Annotated in this window: 25 protein-coding genes; all 25 read right to left on the reverse strand. The window is 49.4% G+C overall.

Annotated elements, in window-relative coordinates; all coding sequences use genetic code 11:
* Positions 1–6: 6 nt before the first annotated feature.
* On the reverse strand, positions 7–1608 hold the full coding sequence (locus tag BN2373_RS03475; RefSeq protein WP_053943493.1) for a terminase large subunit: 1602 nt from the start codon (positions 1606–1608) through the stop codon (positions 7–9).
* A 223-nt stretch (positions 1609–1831) separates the two neighbouring features.
* The gene (locus BN2373_RS03480) at positions 1832–2077 is read right to left on the reverse strand and encodes a DUF7678 domain-containing protein (RefSeq protein WP_021736284.1); all 246 of its coding nucleotides are present in this window, start codon (positions 2075–2077) and stop codon (positions 1832–1834) included.
* A complete protein-coding gene (locus BN2373_RS03485; protein WP_053942779.1) occupies positions 2077–2256 on the reverse strand; it encodes a DUF6900 domain-containing protein in 180 nt (59 codons plus the stop codon). Before BN2373_RS03485 ends, BN2373_RS03480 begins: the two co-directional genes overlap by 1 nt.
* A 369-nt stretch (positions 2257–2625) precedes the next feature.
* Complete coding sequence (locus BN2373_RS03495; protein ID WP_053942781.1) at positions 2626–2829, reverse strand: hypothetical protein; 204 nt, start codon at positions 2827–2829, stop codon at positions 2626–2628.
* Positions 2826–3188, reverse strand: coding sequence for a DUF7698 family protein (locus tag BN2373_RS03500; RefSeq protein WP_053942782.1), 363 nt, complete (start codon positions 3186–3188; stop codon positions 2826–2828). The genes BN2373_RS03495 and BN2373_RS03500 overlap by 4 nt, the downstream gene beginning before the upstream one ends.
* A 108-nt stretch (positions 3189–3296) precedes the next feature.
* Entirely contained in the window at positions 3297–3470 is a 174-nt protein-coding gene (locus BN2373_RS03505) for a DUF5049 domain-containing protein (protein ID WP_053942783.1), read from the reverse strand.
* Positions 3455–3691 carry a DUF4314 domain-containing protein gene (locus BN2373_RS03510; protein ID WP_053942784.1) on the reverse strand — a complete coding sequence of 79 codons (237 nt, stop codon included), beginning with the start codon at positions 3689–3691 and terminating at the stop codon, positions 3455–3457. The genes BN2373_RS03505 and BN2373_RS03510 overlap by 16 nt, the downstream gene beginning before the upstream one ends.
* Positions 3688–4332 carry a hypothetical protein gene (locus tag BN2373_RS03515; RefSeq protein ID WP_053942785.1) on the reverse strand — a complete coding sequence of 215 codons (645 nt, stop codon included), beginning with the start codon at positions 4330–4332 and terminating at the stop codon, positions 3688–3690. The genes BN2373_RS03510 and BN2373_RS03515 overlap by 4 nt, the downstream gene beginning before the upstream one ends.
* 70 nt (positions 4333–4402) lie before the next feature.
* Complete coding sequence (locus tag BN2373_RS03520; protein ID WP_053942786.1) at positions 4403–5902, reverse strand: DNA cytosine methyltransferase; 1500 nt, start codon at positions 5900–5902, stop codon at positions 4403–4405.
* A complete protein-coding gene (locus tag BN2373_RS03525) occupies positions 5895–7157 on the reverse strand; it encodes a site-specific DNA-methyltransferase (protein WP_053942787.1) in 1263 nt (420 codons plus the stop codon). Before BN2373_RS03525 ends, BN2373_RS03520 begins: the two co-directional genes overlap by 8 nt.
* A complete protein-coding gene (locus BN2373_RS03530) occupies positions 7158–7940 on the reverse strand; it encodes an S-adenosylmethionine synthetase N-terminal domain-containing protein (RefSeq protein WP_019133519.1) in 783 nt (260 codons plus the stop codon).
* A gap of 9 nt (positions 7941–7949) precedes the next feature.
* Entirely contained in the window at positions 7950–8525 is a 576-nt protein-coding gene (locus BN2373_RS03535; RefSeq protein WP_019133518.1) for a hypothetical protein, read from the reverse strand.
* A gap of 144 nt (positions 8526–8669) precedes the next feature.
* Entirely contained in the window at positions 8670–9047 is a 378-nt protein-coding gene (locus BN2373_RS03540; protein WP_053942788.1) for an HNH endonuclease, read from the reverse strand.
* A gap of 137 nt (positions 9048–9184) precedes the next feature.
* Positions 9185–9619: a helix-turn-helix domain-containing protein gene (locus tag BN2373_RS03545; protein WP_019133516.1), complete on the reverse strand. Its 435-nt coding sequence runs from the start codon at positions 9617–9619 to the stop codon at positions 9185–9187.
* A gap of 71 nt (positions 9620–9690) precedes the next feature.
* Positions 9691–11061 carry a DEAD/DEAH box helicase gene (locus BN2373_RS03550; RefSeq protein ID WP_053942789.1) on the reverse strand — a complete coding sequence of 457 codons (1371 nt, stop codon included), beginning with the start codon at positions 11059–11061 and terminating at the stop codon, positions 9691–9693.
* Positions 11058–11345, reverse strand: a complete 288-nt coding sequence (locus tag BN2373_RS03555) for a VRR-NUC domain-containing protein (RefSeq protein ID WP_053943494.1) — start codon at positions 11343–11345, stop codon at positions 11058–11060. Before BN2373_RS03555 ends, BN2373_RS03550 begins: the two co-directional genes overlap by 4 nt.
* 262 nt (positions 11346–11607) lie before the next feature.
* Positions 11608–13812 carry a phage/plasmid primase, P4 family gene (locus BN2373_RS03560; RefSeq protein WP_053942790.1) on the reverse strand — a complete coding sequence of 735 codons (2205 nt, stop codon included), beginning with the start codon at positions 13810–13812 and terminating at the stop codon, positions 11608–11610.
* Positions 13809–14210, reverse strand: coding sequence for a DUF7768 domain-containing protein (locus BN2373_RS03565; protein ID WP_019133512.1), 402 nt, complete (start codon positions 14208–14210; stop codon positions 13809–13811). Before BN2373_RS03565 ends, BN2373_RS03560 begins: the two co-directional genes overlap by 4 nt.
* A complete protein-coding gene (locus BN2373_RS03570; RefSeq protein WP_053942791.1) occupies positions 14210–14998 on the reverse strand; it encodes a phage antirepressor in 789 nt (262 codons plus the stop codon). Before BN2373_RS03570 ends, BN2373_RS03565 begins: the two co-directional genes overlap by 1 nt.
* A gap of 218 nt (positions 14999–15216) precedes the next feature.
* The gene (locus BN2373_RS03575) at positions 15217–17190 is read right to left on the reverse strand and encodes a DNA polymerase (RefSeq protein ID WP_053942792.1); all 1974 of its coding nucleotides are present in this window, start codon (positions 17188–17190) and stop codon (positions 15217–15219) included.
* 68 nt (positions 17191–17258) lie between these two features.
* Complete coding sequence (locus BN2373_RS07830; protein ID WP_022866308.1) at positions 17259–17399, reverse strand: hypothetical protein; 141 nt, start codon at positions 17397–17399, stop codon at positions 17259–17261.
* Positions 17400–17409: 10 nt separating this feature from the next.
* The gene (locus tag BN2373_RS03580; protein ID WP_019133508.1) at positions 17410–17973 is read right to left on the reverse strand and encodes a DUF2815 family protein; all 564 of its coding nucleotides are present in this window, start codon (positions 17971–17973) and stop codon (positions 17410–17412) included.
* On the reverse strand, positions 17974–19101 hold the full coding sequence (locus tag BN2373_RS03585) for a DUF2800 domain-containing protein (RefSeq protein ID WP_053942793.1): 1128 nt from the start codon (positions 19099–19101) through the stop codon (positions 17974–17976).
* The gene (locus BN2373_RS03590) at positions 19091–19405 is read right to left on the reverse strand and encodes a hypothetical protein (RefSeq protein ID WP_019133506.1); all 315 of its coding nucleotides are present in this window, start codon (positions 19403–19405) and stop codon (positions 19091–19093) included. Before BN2373_RS03590 ends, BN2373_RS03585 begins: the two co-directional genes overlap by 11 nt.
* Positions 19353–19532 carry a hypothetical protein gene (locus BN2373_RS07880; RefSeq protein WP_135354787.1) on the reverse strand — a complete coding sequence of 60 codons (180 nt, stop codon included), beginning with the start codon at positions 19530–19532 and terminating at the stop codon, positions 19353–19355. The genes BN2373_RS03590 and BN2373_RS07880 overlap by 53 nt, the downstream gene beginning before the upstream one ends.
* Positions 19533–19595 lie beyond the last annotated feature (63 nt).

Here is a 19595-nt window from a genome sequence, read left to right on the forward strand (position 1 = left end):
TCTCCTTTACAAAAATAAAATGCCGCGGCTGTCATAGACCGACTCGCTCGTGTCACACCCCATGCGGATCGCTCGGTCAAGTGCCATTACAAGCGCAACGGCACCGTCGACTTTCTCGGTGGATTTGGCTTTATCAATTTTGATGTTTCCGGCAGGATCGGTTCGGATGAAGATGTTATCCATCATCCAGCGAAGCACGGGATGTCCAGCGTGTGCGATGCGATGGGAAAGCACGAGGTTCATCAGTTCCTTGGTGGGAGGCGACATCGAAGCAAAGCCCTGACCGAAAGGAACGACCGTAAAGCCGATGTTCTCTAAGTTCTGCACCATCTGAACGGCTCCCCAGCGGTCAAAAGCAATCTCCCGGATGTTGAAGCGCTCGCCTAAATTCTCGATGAATTTTTCGATAAAGCCGTAGTGGATGACGTTTCCTTCCGTAGTCTGCATGGTCCCTTCTTTAATCCAGATGTCATAGGGCACATGGTCACGGCGCACTCTTAATTCCGCATTTTCTTCGGGAATCCAAAAGTACGGAAGGATAGTGTATTTCTCGTCTTCATCACGGGGCGGAAAGACCAGTACAAAGGCGGTGATGTCGATGGTGGATGAGAGGTCAAGGCCTCCGTAGCAGATTCTGCCTTCGAGTGCCTTTTCATCCACGTCAAAGACGCAGGCGTCCCATTTGTCCATCGGCATCCAGCGGATCGACTGCTTTACCCACTGATTCAGGCGAAGCTGGCGGAAGAGGTTTTCCTCCGCAGGGTTTTCTTTAGCCTGCAGGAAGGCGGCTTTCACCTTATCCAGTCCCACCGTGATGCCAAGAGAGGGATTGGCTTTCTTCCAAACCTCAACATCCGACCAGTCATCGCTTTCTTTAGCACCGTAGATCACCGGATAAAAGCTCGGATCATGCTTTTTGCCGCGCAGGATATCCAGCGCCTTTTGATGCTGTTCATAGCAGATGGAGTGGGTATCGGTTCCTGCCGTGGTAATCAGAAAGTAGAGCGGCTGCATGCGGGCATCGCCCGAGCCTTTGGTCATGACATCAAAAAGCCTTCTGTCCGGAGCGGCGTGAAGCTCGTCGTAGACCACGCCGTGAATGTTTAAGCCGTGCTTGGTATAGGCCTCAGAGGAGAGTACCTGATAGAAGCTGTTGGTCGGCTTATAGATGAGCCGCTTTTGTGAGGCTAAAATCTTCACGCGCTTGGCAAGAGCCGGCGACATCTTCACCATATCTTCTGCCACGTTAAAAACAATCGATGCCTGCTGACGGTCGGAGGCGCATCCGTAAACTTCGGCTCGTTGTTCACCGTCCCCGCAGCATAAAAGAAGTGCTACAGCTGCAGCAAGCTCGGATTTTCCCATCTTTTTGGGGATTTCGATGTAAGCGGTGTTGAACTGGCGGTAGCCGTTTTCCTTCACGATGCCGAAGAGATCCCTTATGATGCGTTCCTGCCAGTCGATTAGCTCAAATGGCTTTCCCGCCCAGGTCCCTTTGGTGTGCGAGAGGCACTCGATAAAGGAGACGGCATAGTCGGCTTTTCTCCTGTCATAGTGAGAAGTCTCTGCCATGAACTTTGTCGGTTTGTAGTTTTTGAGTCTCTTCATCATTTTCCGCTTCGCTTTCTTCATCAATCTCGACGGGGCAAAGGCATCTTTCATCTGCAACCATTGCGTCATACGGCAGTTCATTTCGGTCAATCAGAAACTTTTTCATTTCAGAAGTTCTCCTTTCCGCGGCATAAAAAAAGACCGCTCCCGCGATCTCATCATCAATATATTTCTACGAGCAAAAGAGCCTTGCCAGCTCTTTTCTCGGGTAGGTTCGTTTTTAGTTATAGTTTTCAAGCAAAATGGCAAGCACTGTCTCGGCTTCCTTGCAGGTCGGCTCGATGTCCCAGCCTCTGTCGTAGTTTGCGGCATCTTGCCCGTTTATCCTGATTGTGAGCTTTGAAATTCTTCCTTCGTTGATGCCGTATTGGCTTGGCTCCTCAAAGTGTTTGACCCAGTAGCGGCAGGCGGTGTATTTCGTTTTGTCCTTGGCATCGGGAATGCCGATCGTTCCTTCGCTCCACATTAGCATACCGCCTTTCCTGCCGCGTAGGCTTCTTCCAGCATGGCTTTGAGTCCCCAGACCGAAACTTCGATGAAGTCGTCGCCGTCGTTATGCCTGGTTTCAAGGTCGCCTCGATCTTCGATTTCCCAGTTGTTTTTCTTTGCGATCTCCAGTAGTGTTTTTTCAATCTTCTTTGTCATGGCTTTTTCCTCCTTTTGCCTGCCTGTGTTCCTTTGGCATGTACATATATCACTCTGTTTGAAGGGAATAGCAAGTCATTTATCGAGGTATTTGACCTTATTTTTCCGTGTTTCTGAGAAGAAATTCATCGTAAGTGATCAGGCCGTTATCGTAGTCTTCATAGGCTTTGTTGCCTTTGAAATGCTCACGTTCCTTTTGCTTTCGCTCTTTGTATCGCTTCAGGTATTCGCTGTAGCCGATCTTTCCTTCGTCGTAGAGCTTCTGTTCCGGCTCCCGTTCGTAGAGCAGGCGCTTCTTTTCCTTTAACTTGGCGGTGGCTTCTAAAAAGCTCTGTCTTTTGGATTCTTTGTTTGTTATGGCTTGCCTCCTTAGCCTAAAAGCTCATCCAGTTTGCGGTATTCTGCAGCGCGCCGTGCATATTCCTGTTCGAAGCACTGTCTTCTGAATCCGTTTTTGCAGGCTCTGCCTTCACGCTCGATGCGCTGAAGTTCTGCTTTGCGTGCCTTTAGGTTGTCGTAGGCATTTGCTGCATCTTCTTGAATGGCGGCTTTATCTTTTTCAAAGCTTGTCATTTTGTCACCTCCATTTTGAAAGCTGGAATCAAGACGTGCTCATCGCTTCCGAAGTGCGTATAACGTTCTTTTACTTTTACAATGCCGTCCAGTTTGCAGCCGAGTTCCTCGAATTTCGCAATGGTTTCAATCAGGCTTGAAAAAGTGCTGGAAATCGTAAACTCCTTAATTCCAAACTTTTTTAAGTCCCGGATGATTTCTTCAATATCGTGTTCCCAGATAACATCGGCAAAGTTTGGCAGTTCATTTCCAGCTTCCTTGCTGTAAAGGTAGGCCTGAGCAAGTGTGGGATGGCAGCCGACATCGCTCCATTTCATTCCTGTTTTGGCGTTTTCTATGGCCTTTACTTCGTACTTCATCTTGTTTTCCTCCTTTGGCTTTCTGTGCTTCTTGCATGTACATATATCACTCTGTTTGGAAGAAATAGCAAGTTATTTATCGATATAAAAGCGCATTTTTTGAAAGAGTTATTCGCCCGTCAAGATGAAACGGATGTAGGCTTTCTTATCTTCTTCGATGAAGTTTACAAGCTCGTAGAAGTCCCGCTCAAAGGCAAGCCGCTGCACAGTATTGACGTCAAACATGTTCGTAAGACCGCTGTCCCTTATGGCAAGGATCTGTTCTTTTACTTTTTCGTCCATTTCTGAATTCTCCTGACTTCATCAATCCCGAAGATGACGTTTAGACCGGAGCCGTTATCCCAATCCACAAGGATGGAGCCGGTATCATCGACTCTGGTGACGGTACCGCGTGTTCCTGCAGGCGGTGCCTGTACGTCGTCCATGTGAAGAAGCTCCACACGGCAGCCTTTAGGAAAAGTAATCCGCAGCAGTTCCAGCGTTTCTTTCGTTGGCATTTTCATTTTTCTGCCTCCTTCTGGTACTTGAAAGCGGAGGAGCCTTGAAGACGGCTGAGCAAGATTTTCCTTGCTTCCTTGTAGGAATCACCGATCATCCCAAGGCGCAGAAGAAAACAGCGAAAGTAGTATTTTTCGTTTTCGACTGCGTGGTCTTTGCCGGTGATGCGCTTGGATTCCTTTGCCGCCTTGCCCAAAAGGGAGATGAAGGCGGTATAGGCGGAGAGCTCTGCAGAACTTGGCATCTCGGAAAACCATGGTAAGCTGATCTTTTCCTCATCCACCTCAAAGGCGACGCTTTCAATGCCAAGTGCATGCTTGATGATGCTTTCTTTTGACGAAAGAAGCTCGGAGAGCCTTTCGAGGTCCTCATCGGTGAATTTGTTTCTTGGAAGTGAGATCGTCACCGCCATGTTTTCCTGTTCCTCCGGCACAAAGCCGTGTTCCGATAAAGTCAGCAGGATGCTGTTTTCTTTTTCCGTATCATTGATGCTGAGCACGCCATGATTGTCCAGTGTGATGTGCTCGCCAATGTGGTAGCAGAAGGTCGGCGCTTTGGTGCAGGTGGCTTTCTCTTTTGTGAAGTCTTCCAAGGCTTTCACCAGCGGCCGCCTTGCCGAGCCTGTTAAATTGAAGTGGTAATCCATGTCTTTATCCTCCTTTGCAGGTGTTTTCTTGGTATGTCTATACATCACTCTTACCGGGAGGAATAGCAAGTTATTTTTGCAGGTAAATACCACTATTCTTTTTGATTGCGGCAAGTACGAAGACGGCGCATGGAAGCGCGATGCCATTTCCCCAGAGCTTGTAGGCGGCACTGTCCGAGTAGGGATTTTTAAGCCACTTTTTGATCTGCTTGTCGCTTTTTCTCTGGATGGACATCATATCGGTGTAGCGGTCAAAAATCTCACGCCAGAAGGTAAACTGAGCCTTGCTCGGATTTTCTTCTGCAAGACCATCGCACCAGCCGTCCGGAAAGCCCTGAAGCTTGGCACACTCGGTCGGAGTGAGCCTTCTTACGATATAGCCGCTCTCGTTTTCGGTGGCAACGGCACCCGGACCTTTGGCAACCATTGTCGGCTGGCATTCTTTTTCCACGGCAAAGTCGTAGGCGGCGTTTTGCACCTGATTAAAGGAAGCCCGGTCAAGCCCGTAGGAAAGAACCGCCATGCCGCCTTGATTGCAGACGGGATCGGAGCCTCTCGTATCCAGCGTGCGGGAGGTCTCGGTTATCTGGCTGTTGTCTTTGATGTCCGAAAACATCGCCTTGTTCTTCTTGGAGCAAAGCGAATAGGCGCACGGCAGATCAACAACAAGCGGCTGATTGTTTCCACCTGTACCGAAGCGGGAGACGATGGTCTGCGCCGTATCATTGGGATCTGTGTATCTTGCGTCCTGTCCGTGGTTTTCAAAGATCAGCGGAGGATGGCTTGACTGAGCACGCAGGGTTCCCGTGACATCTTCTGAGATGTCCATGCGCGATCCTCCCTGATCGTTTAGAACAAGCCTGCCTGTTTCATAAGCGCCTCTCTTAGGATTTCCGGCAGGTCTTTTCCTTTCGTCTTGGCACGCCTCAAGATCCCCAAGCACGCTCTCGGACTCAAATAATATTTTTCCGGCACATGTGTCTCCAAAATCTGCGACAAGAAAGATTCTCTTGCGTCTTTGGGGGACTCCGAAGTGCTGAGCATCAAGTACTCGCCAGCTGAGAGAAAAATAATCTGCCACGATCTCTCCGGCGGCATGCCACTTTTGAGGTCGAGGTGTATCAAGCGTATATCCTTTGACGGAGAGGAAGGCTTCAAGGACTTTTTCGAAGTCCGCTCCTTTGTGGGAGGAGAAAGCGCCCGGGACATTTTCCCAGAGCGCGTATTTTGGATAGTTCCCATTGGTTTTCCACCTCATTTCTTTGATGATTCGTATCGCCTCATAGAAAAGCGACGAGCGGGAACCTTCAATCCCGCTTCGTTTTCCTGCGATGGATAAGTCCTGACAGGGACTGCCGAAGGTGATGATGTCAACCGGTGGCAAATTTGCTCCGTCAAGGTTTCGCACATCTCCCATGTGAGCCACGAAAGGCAGTCGTTTGGATGTCACCCGTATGGCAAAAGGCTCGACTTCCGATGCCCAGAGCGGTTTCATCCCGACGGTAAGTCCGGCAAGCTCAAAACCTCCCGATCCGGAAAAGAGGGAGCCGAGCGTTAAGACGTTACTCATCAGTTGCCTCCCGTTCTTTCAGAAGGTCGGCATAAGGGGTGTCTTTGCCGTCTCTGTGACAGATGATGCCGTCCGTTGTTCCTTTCAGCTCGGCATAACGAGCACAGGCCACATCGACGTATTTCGGTTCCAGCTCAATCCCATAGCAGATGCGGCCAAGCTCCTCGCAGGCGATGAGCGTCGATGCGCTGCCTAAAAAGCCGTCCAAAACAAGAGCGTTGGTTTGTGTGGACTGCTTGATGAGGTGCGCGATCAGCGGCACCGGCTTGGAAGAGGGATGCCCGAATCCTTCGGTTTTGGAGTTTTTCACCGAGTCAAAATCAAAGCAGGCTTTCTGCTTCTGGTCACCGTACCATTTGTGTTTTCCGTCTTTTCGCCAGCCGTACAGGATCGGCTCAAAGTTAAACTTCCAATCGGTACGCATGAGAGGGGCCCGCTCTTTTCGCCAGATAAGGCCGGCTCCGAGCTTAAAGCCCGCATCATCAAAAGCATCGTAAAAAATACGAGATTTGGATGTGGCATAAAACTCATAGATCGAGGCGTCTTTTGCCATTGCTTCTTTGAAACAGGTAAAAGCCTTCATGAGGAAGTCGTAAGCTTCTTTATCGGTGAGATCATCGTTTTTGATCTTTCCGGACGCGGATTCGAGGTTCACAAAATACGGTGCGTCCGTGCAGACGAGATTCACCTTGGTATCGCCGAGCAGTGCCTTGTATGTCTTGGGATCGGTTGAGTCTCCGCAGATGACGGTGTGCCTCCCGATCGTCCAGATGTCGCCGGGTTTTGTAATGGCAGGCTTTTGAAGCTCTGCGTCTACATCAAAGTCATCTTCGGTGATTTCATCTTCGGAAATGTCCATCAAAGCAGAGAGTTCCTCGTCATCAAAACCTAAAAGGGAGAGGTCAAAGGCATCTCCTGCAAGATCAGATAATTCTACAGAGAGCATTTCCTCATCCCAGCCAGCATTTAAGGCTAAGCGGTTGTCTGCCAAGATGTAGGCGCGCTTTTGTGCATCGGTTAAGTTTTCGGCAAAGACGCACGGGACGGTTTTATATCCTTCCTCACGGGCTGCCGCGATACGTCCGTGTCCGACTAAGATGTTGAACTTGTTGTCAATCACAGCCGGTGAGATAAATCCGAACTCTCGAAGCGAGGCGCGAAGCTGTGCGATCTGCTCCGGTGAGTGTGTTCTGGCATTTCTCGCATAGGGAATGAGCTTATCGATTTCAACTTGAGCAAATTTTGTCGTATCCATCTAAATCAGCCCCCATTCCGCAAATTTCTCAAAGCCTCCGACTGCGCGAATGTAGTCTCGGGCAATTTCTACCATCTCGGCATACGGCTTGCCGTCAACAAACGCGTCTCCGATGGCGCAGGAAAGATGAATCGGTTTTCCGCTTTTCTGTGCCAGAAGATGGGCGTAGATATTGATGGTCACATCGGCTTTGGAGAGATCTTTTCCGTGAAGACCACCGCCGGTGACAGCAGCTCCCATATCGGATCCGAGTTTTCGGTTGGTCGCTCCGGTATCCACGTCCGTGCCGCCCGTCCAGTCGCCTAAAGGATTGACGATGGCGTTTGGATAGGCCGCTTGGAGCTTTTTCGTTTCAACATGAGACTGGCAGATGACGAGTTTTTCGCCGTCTAATATATATTTGCCGTCCGTCTGATAGATGGCATAGATACTTTTGGCAATCTCGGAGAGTTTATTTTCTTCTTCTGTGATGGGAAGTCCTAAGAAGATGCCGTTATCTCCGCAGCGCAGCTTCCAGCATTGGTTTTTGGCCAAATGTATGTCTTGTGGGACGAGCTTAATATCTACAGCTACATTTCCGGCAAGACGACGCACAGTTTTTTCAAGGTCTGCCTTTGAGATCAGCGTGCTTGTTTCCGCAATGATATGGCAGATGCCGTGACCGATCAGGACTTCGACGGCAATCTTGGGGTTTGTCTCGCTTGCATAAGCAAGGTCAACAATGGCTCCCGCGATGCGGTCTGCAACTTTATCGGGATGTGCAGGATTTACTTTTTCAAACATTTCTTCACCTCATTTCTTTTCTCGGAGCAGACGCTCCATCAGGTCATCCTGAGGATCGCCGTCGAAGGCTTCCGTGCAGTTTTGCTTGACGATGTCGTAGATTTCATACCAGAGAAGGTTTGCCTGCTTCTGAAAGTTGAGCGAGAGCTGCACGAACGGACTGGCAATGGCAGCACCGGTCGTTGGATGTTTGCCTAAGAGTCCGTATTTGCTGATAGCAAGCTCGCACTGGATAAAGCGGGCAAAGGCTGTCGAGTAACTTTCAAGAAGACGGCGGTTAATGAGCTTTTCGCAGCCGCGTGCCTGAAGCCACTCCCACGTCTCTTTATAGATTAGGTCAGCGCCTAAAGGCTCCCCGTCCCTTTGTTGAGCAGAAAGGTAGGAAGATGGCTCAGGCATATCCGCTCCTTCAAGTTCCACACCGTCTGTCATGTCTTCGCCGTAGAGTTCTGCGATCGGATATTCCGCACGCGGGAACTCAATGTGTGTCGCTTTTTGTCCTTTGCTGATTTTGTCGGCAAGTGCATCCGGCTTATGACCTGCTTTGATGCGTCTTCCGCCTCGGTTGGTTCCGTCTTTTGCCACGAGGTATTCCTCCTTTCGGTTCGTAAAAATCATCTTTGGGTTTAATAGGGCGTTTGAATTAAAAGTTCTTTACACGACCCTGCCGCACCGTTCCCGACCGGAAGCCCTGTAGAGATTCGACCCGCCCCCGGGTCACAGAATTTTTTATTTGTATTTCGTCGGCTTTTTGTTATGCCAGCGATCTCCCATAAGTGCCGTGATTCTCGAATGGCACTCATGACAAAGCGCTTCAAGGTTGTCTTCCTTGTGCGTTCCGCCCCAAGAGAGTGGAGTGCGGTGATGCACCTCTGTTGCTTTGGTGTAACGTCCTTCTTTCAGGCATTCCTCACATAAAGGATGCGTCGCAATGTAGCGGTCCCGGATTCTTTTCCAAGCATGACCGTATTTTCTCTTGGTGTTTTTGTCGCGGTTATATTTTTCGTAGTCACGGTTATATTTCTTTTCGTGTTCTTCGCAGAACCGGCCGTCCGTGAGATTCGGACAGCCGGGATAAGAACACGGCTTTTTTGGTTTTCTTGGCAATCCGCACCTCCTTTTTGGCATGAAAAAAGCTCCTCGGGGATTTCTCCCTTTGGAGCTTTCGTCTTATATTTTTCCTGACTATATATTACCACGTCAGGGCACGTGGCATGTTGTTGCAAAGTGTTGTAAAACGTGCATTATTCCAGCTCAATCGGACATTTTGGCATCTTAAAGTGCTGCAGGGCACGTCCATGCCATCTCCAGACTGTTGTGCGGTCAGCATGCAGTGTTTCGCCGATTGCTTCCCATGTCATACCGTCCATGTAGCGGTACTGAAGCACGAGTCTCTCGTCGATATTTTTCACCGTTGCAATCGCATCTTTGATCTGTTCTTTAAGGTCATAAAGTATCGACAGCTCATCAGCAATGCGTTCTTCGATCTCCCACGCTTTTTCCAGCACGCGGATAAATGGCGCTTCGATCGAACGAGTGGTTTGAATGGGATCCTCCCGGTAGCGAAGTCCTGAGACGCTTTCGGACATCTCCCGCAGATTTTTGACTTCCTCAATGTTTGCATTAATTCTCTGGTCAAGGCGGTAGGCTTGGCGCAGATATTCTTTTGGTGTCAGCATTTTTATTCCTCCGTGAAAACAAGTGATGGTTTCCCTCGGATTGACGGAGGTTGACTCTGATTGTCTTAGATTTACTTGGGTTGTCCTAAGGTTGCCTTGACCGCATCAATTAAGGCTGCCTGCGTTTTGTCTTTGTTTTTCAGTACCGTGAGGATATGTTCATCAATGGTGTTCTTACATACGATATGAGAAACCACTACGGTGGCAGATGTTTGCCCTTGCCGCCAGAGCCTTGCGTTGGTTTGACTGTATTGTTCCAAGCTCCAAGGAAGCGAAAACCATACAAGCGTTGAGCCGCCGGCTTGAAGGTTAAGCCCGTGTCCTGCTGATGCGGGGTGAATCAGCCCGACAGCGACCTTGCCTTCATTCCATGCTTGGATGGAGTCTGCCTTATCGAGCTTTCGGTAGTTCACCTTGAGCTTCTTGAGCCTATCTTCGATACGCGTTAGGTCGTGCTTGAAGTTATAGGCGACAAGAAGTGGCTTGCCGTTTGCCGCTTCAACCATGTCTTCCAAAGCGTCGAGCTTATGATCATGGAGATGAACGACTTTCCCATCATCGGCATAGATCGCACCGTTTGCCATCTGAGTGAGCTTTCCGGTGAGAACGGCGGCATTGGCGGCCGTGATTTCATCTTCTTTGACTGACAGCACCAGTTCCTTTTTCAGCTTCTCATAGTCAGCGTATTCACAGTCGGTCATTTCGACTTCGTGCGTGACGCTGATAAGCTCGGGCATCTTCAGGAAGTCTTTTGCCTTCATGGAAATGGTGATATCTGATATTGCTCGATAGATGGCCGCCTCTGCTTCCGGCTTTGGCTTGTAGGAAAAGATGACCTGCCCGTTTCGAGCGTCCGGGACAAAGTAACGCTCCCGGTAGTGAGAGATGAAGCGTCCGAGCCGTTTTCCCATATCGAGGAGCTTGAACTCCGCCCAAAGATCCATGAGCCCGTTTGCCGCAGGCGTACCTGTAAGTCCCACGATGCGTTTTATCTTGGGACGAACTTTCATGAGAGCCTTGAAGCGTTTGGCCTTATGATTCTTGAAAGAAGAGAGTTCATCGACCACAACCGTGTCAAAGGAAAAAGGAAGTCCGGATTCTTCAATGAGCCAGGAGAGGTTCTCCCGGTTGATGATGGTGATGTCTGCGCCCTGAAGAAGCGCGGCTTTTCTCTCTGTTGGCGTTCCGACGGCGACCGCATAAGTCAGCATGGAGAGGTGATCCCATTTCTTGATCTCGGATGGCCACGTTTCTCTTGCGACTCGAAGTGGGGCTACGATTAAAATGCGGTGAGCCTCAAAGCGGTCAAAGAGAAGGTCAAGAATGGCACTAAGGCTGATGACCGTCTTGCCTAAGCCCATATCCAAAAGGATGGCAGAAACATCGTGCTCTTCGATATAGCGGGTGGCGTATTTCTGGTAGTCGTGGGCTATGAACTTCATGTGGCATCACCTCCAATCTTTGTGAGTATTTCTTCGATCAGCTCTTGGTCGCCCAAGACGAAAACCAGAAAGCCTAAATCTCTTAGTTGTCTGTGCCGTATCAGCTGGAGCGGTCTTGGCTTTTGGCCGGGAGCTTTTACCTCGACAAAACCGATATGGCCGTTAGGTAGAAGCACGAGCCGATCCGGCATGCCGTCAAAGCCGGGACAAACAAGTTTTAAACACAATCCACCTTTGGATTTAGCGGCTTTGACAAGTTTTTGTTCGATTGATTTTTCATCCATCACTTTCTCCGTTTCGTTAAACACGTAAGCCGTCAGGCGATAAATCTGATATTTCAAGGCAAGGAGCGATTTTTCCTGCTGCTTCATCAGGGATGGGTATGGAGGGCGATGGAGGCCACGTAACATATCTATATTTTTCAAAATCATCACTACATATAGATGAGTTGATTTTTATTTGTGCGATAGATATAAATGGCTTCCATTGCCTTCCATAAAACCACGAAACTTATTGATATAACTGGGTTTTCTCGTGTTTTTGAATTTAGAATCGTCCTCCATTAAGAACACCGTTTTGTTTCAGATGAAGCCCTATCCATATGTTGCCTTCAGCGGTTTTTTGCCAAGTAAAACCTTGTGCTATCAGAACTCGCTTAAAATCAGCAGAGCTTCTTTTGTATTCACCGATCTCATCACAGTGCTCACGGTACTTCTCATAAAGCTCACCCGCTTTTTGGGTAGCTGTTTTTTCTTCCTCACAGCAATCACTTAAGAAATGGCTGATCCAGTCGTTTTCTTCACGGTAAGCATTCATGGCATCTTTGACGCATTTTGGTGGGACAAGTTTGTAGTCGGCATCAATGTATTTCTTTGCTCCCGCAATCATCCACGAGAGGATTGCCCCGCCGCATCGCTCGGACAGCACCTTGGCATAGTTCTTAATTTCTCCCTTGGCACCCCTGAAATTTGCCTTTAGAGGAATAACGATCAGGCGGTCCCAGGTGCCTTTGTCGATGGTCCCGACTTTGGGCAGATGGTTGGTATAAAGCACCGTCGTATGCGTCGGGATAAAGTTAAAAGGTGCTTCAAATTTTTTCTCAGCATGGATGGGATCTGTGCTGGAGAGATTTTTCAAAGAGCCTGAGTCGAGCCTTTTCCCTTCGGGTAGCTCGGCTGCGAGAATAAGCCTCTTGTTGTGTGTCTCGGCAAGCTCCGCACCTTTGTTCTTGGTCGGCTTTACGGTTAACAGCTCGGCGGAGATGGTACCGGCGTAGTCTCCTAAAACATAGAACTTGGCGTTATTGAAGGTGGATTTACCGTTTCCGCCCTCACCGTACTGGATCACAAGATTCTCATTTAAGACTTCTCCGATGCACTCTACACCGGATTCCAGCTGCAGGTAATCTTCGAGAGCCTTGTCTTTGCAGGTGAAGTCACGAAGGAACCGGAGCCATTCGTCCATACCTTTGTCATTTGGTGATACAGCACAAATTTTGGTGCAGTAGTCCTTCGGATCATGCGTCCGCAGTTTTCCTGTGCGAAGATCCACTGTCCCGTCTGGTGTATTTAAGAGAAAACCGTCTTGATCAAGCCTTTTCACATCGACTTGCACCATCGGTTTCAGTTCGGTGATGGTTGCCTTGATGTTGGAGGATTTCCTGCGGCTTAAGACAAACTTGTAGAAGGCTTCCGCTTTTTCCTGTGCCTCTTCGCTTTCCGCTTCGTTCACCATTTTCCACGCAAGGTAGAGCTGCTTATGGGTAAATCCCTGCAGCGCTTTCTGCACTAAGAGGTCATCGTCTTTCCAGACCTTTCCCGTGAAATAATAGAGACCGAGACCTTTGACATAGATGACCTTGTCAGTAGCCGCTTCGAGAAAGGCTTTTGCCTGTCCGACATCAGTAAAGTCAGACGGGATGAGACTTTCTTCGAATTCCATGCTGTTGTATTCGGCAGGCGAGATATAGTTTTTATCCGCTTTGATGGTGCTGTTGTAAAAACCGACTGCGCTGTTCCAGATGCTGGCGAGCTCTTCTTCGTAAAGGGGCGGTGTGCATTTTTTTGCTTCCTCAAGATAGGCTTCATGCGCTTTATTGTCATCGGTGCCATATTTCTTGAGCACCAGCCCGGCAAAATGGGACATGGTAGTGTTTCGCGCGCCTTCTGTGATCTTGGCATTGGCACGGCTCATAAATTCATCAATGTCAAAAGCACCATCGAAATATTCAACCTGTGGATACTCAACACCGAAGAAGAAACGTGCTGCATCGAGAGCACCATCATCGAAGGCGGGAAACCTTGCCCGCACTTTTTTCTTAAGGCGGTTATATAGCTTCGCATCGCTTATGGAAGTTTTCAGAGGAAAGTAGATGTGAAACTTGGGACGCGCGGCTTTTCCGTCCTTTTCCTTCATGTTATTTCGGGAATAAACCACAAAAAAGCGCACGTCAGGATATGCTGTTTGAACGTCTTTCGGAGTCTTCCACTCAGCAGGCGGAATATCTGAAGCTAATGGATCGGATGAAACATTGTCGCAGTCCAGCGGCAGGCAGTCGGATTCTTGAAACGTTTTATTGCTCCGGTAACCTTTGATAAACTTCTTGCGCTGGTTATAGCCGTCCTTGTAAATCGCACAGACATGATCAAAGGCAGCGACCTTTTTCAGGTCGTCTGCCGTATTGATCTCTGCAGTAAAGGGATAGCTGGTATTTGTTTTCTTGCCGCGAACATTCGAATAGCTGATTCTCATTCTTCAACCTCCTTCAAGTCCTCGGTGAAACAGCGAACGTTTCGCCTGTGGTATTTGGCATATCCGATCTCTTTGGTCATGCCGAGAGAGGGTTTTCCAAATGCCCAAAGCTCGGTGCATTTGTCGATCAGGATTTGTCCGAAGAAAAGAGCCAGCTCACGTTCGCTTTTCTCATCCATAAACTGCGGATACATGAGATGAGGCACGATCGGGATAAAGCCCTGATCAACGGCAAAGCGGGCATAGCGCTTGGCGGCTTCGGTGTTTTTCTCAACATCTCCAGCATAAGGAGAGGCGATATAGACAAGGGGCATATAGGGATAGCGATGCGTCTTAAAGATTGCTTCATAGGCGGTAGGATCCGCGTAGCCTTCTGCGTTTTGATATAGGTTTTCCATCAGCGCACCTCCTGTTCAATCTGCGGATAAATGCCGTTATCTTTCAAAAGTTCGTAGAGGAACAGACGACCTTTTTGTGTCCACTTGGTATGAACCGAGGTATGCTCCTCATTTTTTGAATCCAGGTAGGGATAGGTCTGTGTTTTCGTGTAACCACAGTCCGCATAGTCTTGGTAAAGAAGCCAGATGTTTCCCTGCTTAAACTGCACGCCCAGCTCGTGGAGAAGCTTGTTCATCCGTTTGGCGCTCATGCCGTAGTCTTTGGCAATGACCGATATGTTGACCGCATCCTTGCACCGAAGGACGATGTCACAGTAGCTTGCCTTTGGCTGAAGTTCTGCGATCTGCTGCTTCTGAATCGCTGTGGTTACTTCCAGTGTTTTGGACTTTTCACGCTCTGCTTTAAGCTCAAGCAAAGCCGAGATGAGCATGTCTGGATCTTTGAGCAGTTCCTTGGTGGCATAAACACCATGCTTTCTGATAGCGGGAAGAACCTCGGCGGTTACCCAGCGTTTGAACTTTTTTGCCTTGGGCATGTGGCTTGAAAGAATAAGAGAGTAAAGACCGGACTCGTTGATGAGTTTTGTGTTTTGCTCCCCGCCTAAGGGGTGAACGATTCGTTCAGTCCTTGCGTCCTCATCATCGACATGGTCACGCAGTGCCTTTTGCGGATTGCTGTAATCTAAGATCTCAGCGACATCTTTGCCGACAAAATAGGGCACACCATCAATGGTGGTTGTTCGGATTTCACCGAACTCGTTGTTTTGAAATACCTGTAACTCGTTCATATAAAAACCTCCGTTTCATTCGTTGAGGGAGCACCATTGCCGCCCTCATTACTGCCTGAAGAAACGGAGACGATTTGGACGAACTTTTAGAAAAGTTTTTCTCCGCTCCTTCTACTTCTCTCTGGACGTGAGAAAGCAAAACAGCCGGAGATCTTTGAAAAAATTTTAGAGAAATCAGGACTGTCCGATTTTGAGCAGTCCGAAACGAAGCCTTCGGCTCAGTCTTTCTTGTAAAACTTGCACTCGTAGCCGTCGGCTTTGAGCGGCAAGCCTTCAGCCCACGGCGGCGTGCGGCTCATCTGTTCACAGACTGCCTCAAGCGACATGCGCCTGTCAGCTTCGATCACCACTTCGTCGTGGATGTGCATGACAATGGAGCAGTGCCTGAGTGTCCGCATGGCATAGGCCAAGATGTCACGAGCAGTTGCCTGCACGATGTTTTCCACGAACTTTGGACCGTAGGAGTCAATGCGATCCCATTTCTTTCCGGTGATGACACCCTCATAGGTGACGCAGGGAGATCCGAAGCGGTTCTCACCGAGCTTTGGTTTTACGTAAGCTAAGGCTCTTCCGGAGGGCAGCATGATGAAGAGCATGCCGGAACGGCAGCGAAAGGTAAGACCGTGTGTCTTGGTGACTTTCTTATGGCGGACAGCTTCAAGGACGGCACGATCCATGTCCCACCAGAATTTGACGATGTTCGGATTGGCAGATCTCCACGCATCAACGATGGGTTTTAATTCTTCTTCGGAAAGTCCCATCTCAAGCGCGCCCATCGCTTTTAAGGCTCCGACCGAGCCGCCATAGCCACAGGCCAGTGTTGCTATTTTCCCTTTTTGGCGGAGTTCTCCATTGATACCGTGTTTAACGACGGGTACTCCGAACATGCGGGATGCCGTCTCACAGTAGAGGTCTTTGCCTTCGCGGAAAGCATCAAGCGTGTCGGTTTGCCCGGCATACCATGCGATGACTCTCGCTTCAATGGCGGAATAGTCAGAAACGATGAACTTATGATTTGTCCTTGGGATAAAGGCGGTGCGCACCAGCTGGGATAAGGTATCCGGCACATCGTCATAGAGGAGTTTCACGGCTTCAAAGTCGCCGGACTTTACCAAAGTACGCGCCGCATCCAAGTCGGGCAGGTGGTTTCTGGGGAGATTTTGCATTTGCACGAGTCTTCCTGCCCAGCGCCCTGTGCGGTTAGCCCCGTAAAACTGAAACATGCCACGAACTCTGCCATCTTTACAGGCGGCATTTTGCATCGTCTGATATTTCTTAACCGAGGATTTGGCAAGCTGACTGCGAAGCACAAGAGCATCCCGCAGCTTAGGCGGTGCGGTTTGAATCAGTTCTGCGACTTGCTTTTTGCCGAGCGACTCCGTGGGCATACCGTTTTGGGCAAGCCAGTCTTTCATCTGAACGACCGAATTCGGATTCTCCAAGTTGGTGATGGCTTTCATCTTGGTGATGAGCTCATCCTTTGAGCACCTGTCCATCTCAACGGCTGCATTCGCTAAAGTAAGATCGACTTTCACGCCGCGGTCGTTAATCTCCTGATCAATGGCGTATTCGCCCCAGAGAAAATCCGGCACTGGGTAATTTTTGAGCCTCTCTTTTATGGAAAGTTCCACCTCGACATCGCGCTTGTTGTAGGCCTTGAAGGTTTTCCACTTGTCCGGTGCATCAGAGGAAAGATGTCGTTTTCCGGTTTGCCTGTCCGGCATGCAGAAATAGCGAATGAGGTCTTTACCTTCTTTCATCTTTTGATTTTGAAGGCCGAGTACTCTACCGACACCTTCCAGTGATAGAGGAAGACCCAAAGTTGCTGCCCAGACCATCGAACAGCGCCAAGAGGCGGGATTAAGAAATCTTGCCATCTCTGTTGAAAGCGGATGATGGTCATGAAAGGGATCAAGGCTCATGCCCATATCTGATAGATAGCGAGATAAACAAACTCTCTCAAAATTCGCGTTATATGCCCATTTAATAACGGTGTCGTCTGTCAATGCATCCAGAATGACGTTGGGGATTTGTTCGCCTTGTGCAAGGTCGATGACCTGAACTTCACCGCCATCGATCGAGCAGCCGAAGAGCAGAATGTTAAAATCAGGCGCTTCGGCGTACTTATATACGCCTGCTTTGGCCAGTTCAACGGACGAAAATGACTCTATATCAATGCTAAGTGTTTTCAAAATTTCACCTCCTAAATAGGCAGAAAGGCAGACTGCATCTCCAGTCTGCCTCTCCGCATCATTTGCTTTTAACGGGTTGTGGTGTCGTTTTTTTTCTTCTCGCGCTTTTCCAGTCTTGCAATGAGCACGTTGGCAAAGGCGGCACCGAAGGTGAATCCGACAGCCATCGATAAGATGAGCTGGCACATGAAATCAAGTACAGTTGTCATGGCGCACCTCTTAGCTCAAGAAGTCATCGTCATCATCGGTTGCAAAATCCTCTGCAGCAGAAGCATGACCGCCGAGCGGCTCGCCGTCACGGATTTTCTGCAGGTTGTTGAGACCACAGGCGATGCCGCGGTTTCCGTTGGAGTTGAACGCATAAAAATTGATAGATGCTCGGCCGTAAACGCCTGAGTAGACCTCTGAGCTGTCGATGATTTCGTTTCGGTCGGCATCGACGATGCCCGGCTTGGTGGTGGAGTTCGCATTTACAAAGTAGCTGTTTGCATAGGCTTCATCGTCCGGACGTTCAGCATCTCCGTCACGAAGCGGCGTTTTGATTGCCGCAAGCGCAGGTACCGAGCGGCCGTTTCCTTTCAGCTTGGCTTCACCTTCCTTGTAGGCAGCTTCGATGGCAGCTTTGATTTTTCCTAAAGTGATGGTATCGGACTTGGGGATAATGAGCGAAACGCTGTACTTCGGTGTGCCTCCATTGATGGATTTTGGCTGCCACACATTGGCATAGCTCCAGCGAGTGTCTTTTCCTGTGATAACCTTCATCGGGTTTGTAAATTTTGACATTTAATTTTCCTCCTTAAAATCTTCTTTTGCTGAATTCATGGCCGGACGTTTATCGGACTCCGGCACGAGGGTTGGTTTTCCTTGCGGCTTTTCGATAAGAGATGAGAGCAGCTCTTCAAAGCGGTTTTTGCCTAAGAGCTTGGTCATAGCGGTGATGCCGAGGAGCTTTTCCTCATAAGGACTAAAGCCTGCATCGGATACCTTCTTTGCGACGGCATCTTCGTTTACGTATTTACGGTTGCTTCTTCCTGCGACGAGCTTATATCCGTGCCACTCTTTTCCTGCCACTGCACGTGTCAGGGCATAGGCCTTGATGTCTTCCGCCCAGCTTGTAAGTTCATCAAGAAGAGGCAAAATCGCTTCGATGTCCGCATCGGTTAAGGTAGGCGGAAGGGCAAAGTCATATCTTGCCAGCGCGAGATTGGCTTCCGCTCTGGCTCGGCAGTCGGCCTTTGCCTTGCAGAAGCGGCAATGTTCGCCGGCTGTAAAGTCGCCTTTACCTTCGGCGGCAAGTTCCGCCTTTGGTTTGAGTGTGTTCTCCGCCCAGTCCAGCAGATCCGATGCTTTCATCTCAAAGACGGATACGTTGTCACGCCGTGGCTGAAAGATCGTCATCGATACGGTCTCAATGTCATAGAGCGCAGAAAACATCTCATAGGCCCCGAGGGCATAGCACATGAGCTGCGGATTATGATCGGCTTCAACGAGCACGCCCCGTCCATATTTGAGATCTGTGATGGAAAGCTTGTCGTCGGCGATGATGAGGGCATCGGCAGTACCAAAACCATCCGGTACATAGGTGGAAAAGTCCACACGCTGTTCCACCAGAACGATTGGATCAGTCGTTGCCTTTTTAGCTTCGGCGACTTGCTCCAGCACGTAGCCAGCATAGGCATCGGTCGCTTCATCCATTTCCTCGTTAAAATAATCAAGATTCTCCGTCGGATCATCGGCTTTCCTGCCTAACGCTTTCAGCACCTTGTACTCGGCAAGAGCGTGCGCCGCGGTGCCTTCTTGTGCATAAGAGCTTGACGTGTCCTCATACTTTGCCGAAAGCAGAGCTGATGGCGGGCAGGCAAGCCAGCGATAGGCACTCGATGCGGAAAGCAGCGCATGTTTATTTGGCATGGAGCACCTCCGCGTCATGAAGCAGAGCTTCGTAATTTTTCGGATCAACTTTAGAGAGCCTGTCCGCGCCGTACTTTTCGATCAGGGCGCGCACTTCTGCGGTGTGACCCGCACGGGAGATGTCCGCTAAGACGGCCCGCACGTCTTCAAGCTTCAGCTCCGGCTTTGGCGTTGCTGCAGGAACCGCCACTTCTTCCGGTGCCGTGCTGAACATCGCTTCCAGCTCGGCAGCGATATCGCTTAGTTGTTCGCTACAGGAATGTAGGTCGTCTATAACAGCTTTCATCTTTTTCATCTGTCCCATAGGGATTGCCTCCTTTCTTTGTCTGAATCAGTTTTCTTGTCAGGTCTTTGGTGATAATTGATATGGCAGAGAGCACTTCGATGAGTTCTTCTCTTGTCACACCCGGCACATTGCTTTGTGGTCTCATGGCTACCTCCTTTCCTTCGGGGCCTGCCGTTTTGCCCCTCTATCCCTCCCTGAAGAAAGGGAG

The sequence above is a fragment of the Kallipyga gabonensis genome, from assembly GCF_001286805.1.
GTDB classification, from domain to species: Bacteria; Bacillota; Clostridia; order Tissierellales; family Peptoniphilaceae; genus Kallipyga; species Kallipyga gabonensis.

Bases quoted from the DNA above. Each gene is read 5' to 3' on its own strand.
- BN2373_RS03475 (WP_053943493.1), bottom strand. From the start codon at position 1,608: ATGAAGAGACTCAAAAACTACAAACCGACAAAGTTCATGGCAGAGACT.
- BN2373_RS03590 (WP_019133506.1), bottom strand. From the start codon at position 19,405: ATGGGACAGATGAAAAAGATGAAAGCTGTTATAGACGACCTACATTCC.
- BN2373_RS03480 (WP_021736284.1), bottom strand. From the start codon at position 2,077: ATGTGGAGCGAAGGAACGATCGGCATTCCCGATGCCAAGGACAAAACG.
- BN2373_RS03585 (WP_053942793.1), bottom strand. From the start codon at position 19,101: ATGCCAAATAAACATGCGCTGCTTTCCGCATCGAGTGCCTATCGCTGG.
- BN2373_RS03510 (WP_053942784.1), bottom strand. From the start codon at position 3,691: ATGAAAATGCCAACGAAAGAAACGCTGGAACTGCTGCGGATTACTTTT.
- BN2373_RS03555 (WP_053943494.1), bottom strand. From the start codon at position 11,345: ATGGATGAAAAATCAATCGAACAAAAACTTGTCAAAGCCGCTAAATCC.
- BN2373_RS03560 (WP_053942790.1), bottom strand. From the start codon at position 13,812: ATGAGAATCAGCTATTCGAATGTTCGCGGCAAGAAAACAAATACCAGC.
- BN2373_RS07830 (WP_022866308.1), bottom strand. From the start codon at position 17,399: ATGACAACTGTACTTGATTTCATGTGCCAGCTCATCTTATCGATGGCT.
- BN2373_RS03515 (WP_053942785.1), bottom strand. From the start codon at position 4,332: ATGGATTACCACTTCAATTTAACAGGCTCGGCAAGGCGGCCGCTGGTG.
- BN2373_RS03505 (WP_053942783.1), bottom strand. From the start codon at position 3,470: ATGGACGAAAAAGTAAAAGAACAGATCCTTGCCATAAGGGACAGCGGT.
- BN2373_RS03545 (WP_019133516.1), bottom strand. From the start codon at position 9,619: ATGCTGACACCAAAAGAATATCTGCGCCAAGCCTACCGCCTTGACCAG.
- BN2373_RS03500 (WP_053942782.1), bottom strand. From the start codon at position 3,188: ATGAAGTACGAAGTAAAGGCCATAGAAAACGCCAAAACAGGAATGAAA.
- BN2373_RS03565 (WP_019133512.1), bottom strand. From the start codon at position 14,210: ATGGAAAACCTATATCAAAACGCAGAAGGCTACGCGGATCCTACCGCC.
- BN2373_RS03520 (WP_053942786.1), bottom strand. From the start codon at position 5,902: ATGAGTAACGTCTTAACGCTCGGCTCCCTCTTTTCCGGATCGGGAGGT.
- BN2373_RS03570 (WP_053942791.1), bottom strand. From the start codon at position 14,998: ATGAACGAGTTACAGGTATTTCAAAACAACGAGTTCGGTGAAATCCGA.
- BN2373_RS03495 (WP_053942781.1), bottom strand. From the start codon at position 2,829: ATGACAAGCTTTGAAAAAGATAAAGCCGCCATTCAAGAAGATGCAGCA.
- BN2373_RS03485 (WP_053942779.1), bottom strand. From the start codon at position 2,256: ATGACAAAGAAGATTGAAAAAACACTACTGGAGATCGCAAAGAAAAAC.
- BN2373_RS03550 (WP_053942789.1), bottom strand. From the start codon at position 11,061: ATGAAGTTCATAGCCCACGACTACCAGAAATACGCCACCCGCTATATC.
- BN2373_RS03580 (WP_019133508.1), bottom strand. From the start codon at position 17,973: ATGTCAAAATTTACAAACCCGATGAAGGTTATCACAGGAAAAGACACT.
- BN2373_RS03525 (WP_053942787.1), bottom strand. From the start codon at position 7,157: ATGGATACGACAAAATTTGCTCAAGTTGAAATCGATAAGCTCATTCCC.
- BN2373_RS07880 (WP_135354787.1), bottom strand. From the start codon at position 19,532: ATGAGACCACAAAGCAATGTGCCGGGTGTGACAAGAGAAGAACTCATC.
- BN2373_RS03530 (WP_019133519.1), bottom strand. From the start codon at position 7,940: ATGTTTGAAAAAGTAAATCCTGCACATCCCGATAAAGTTGCAGACCGC.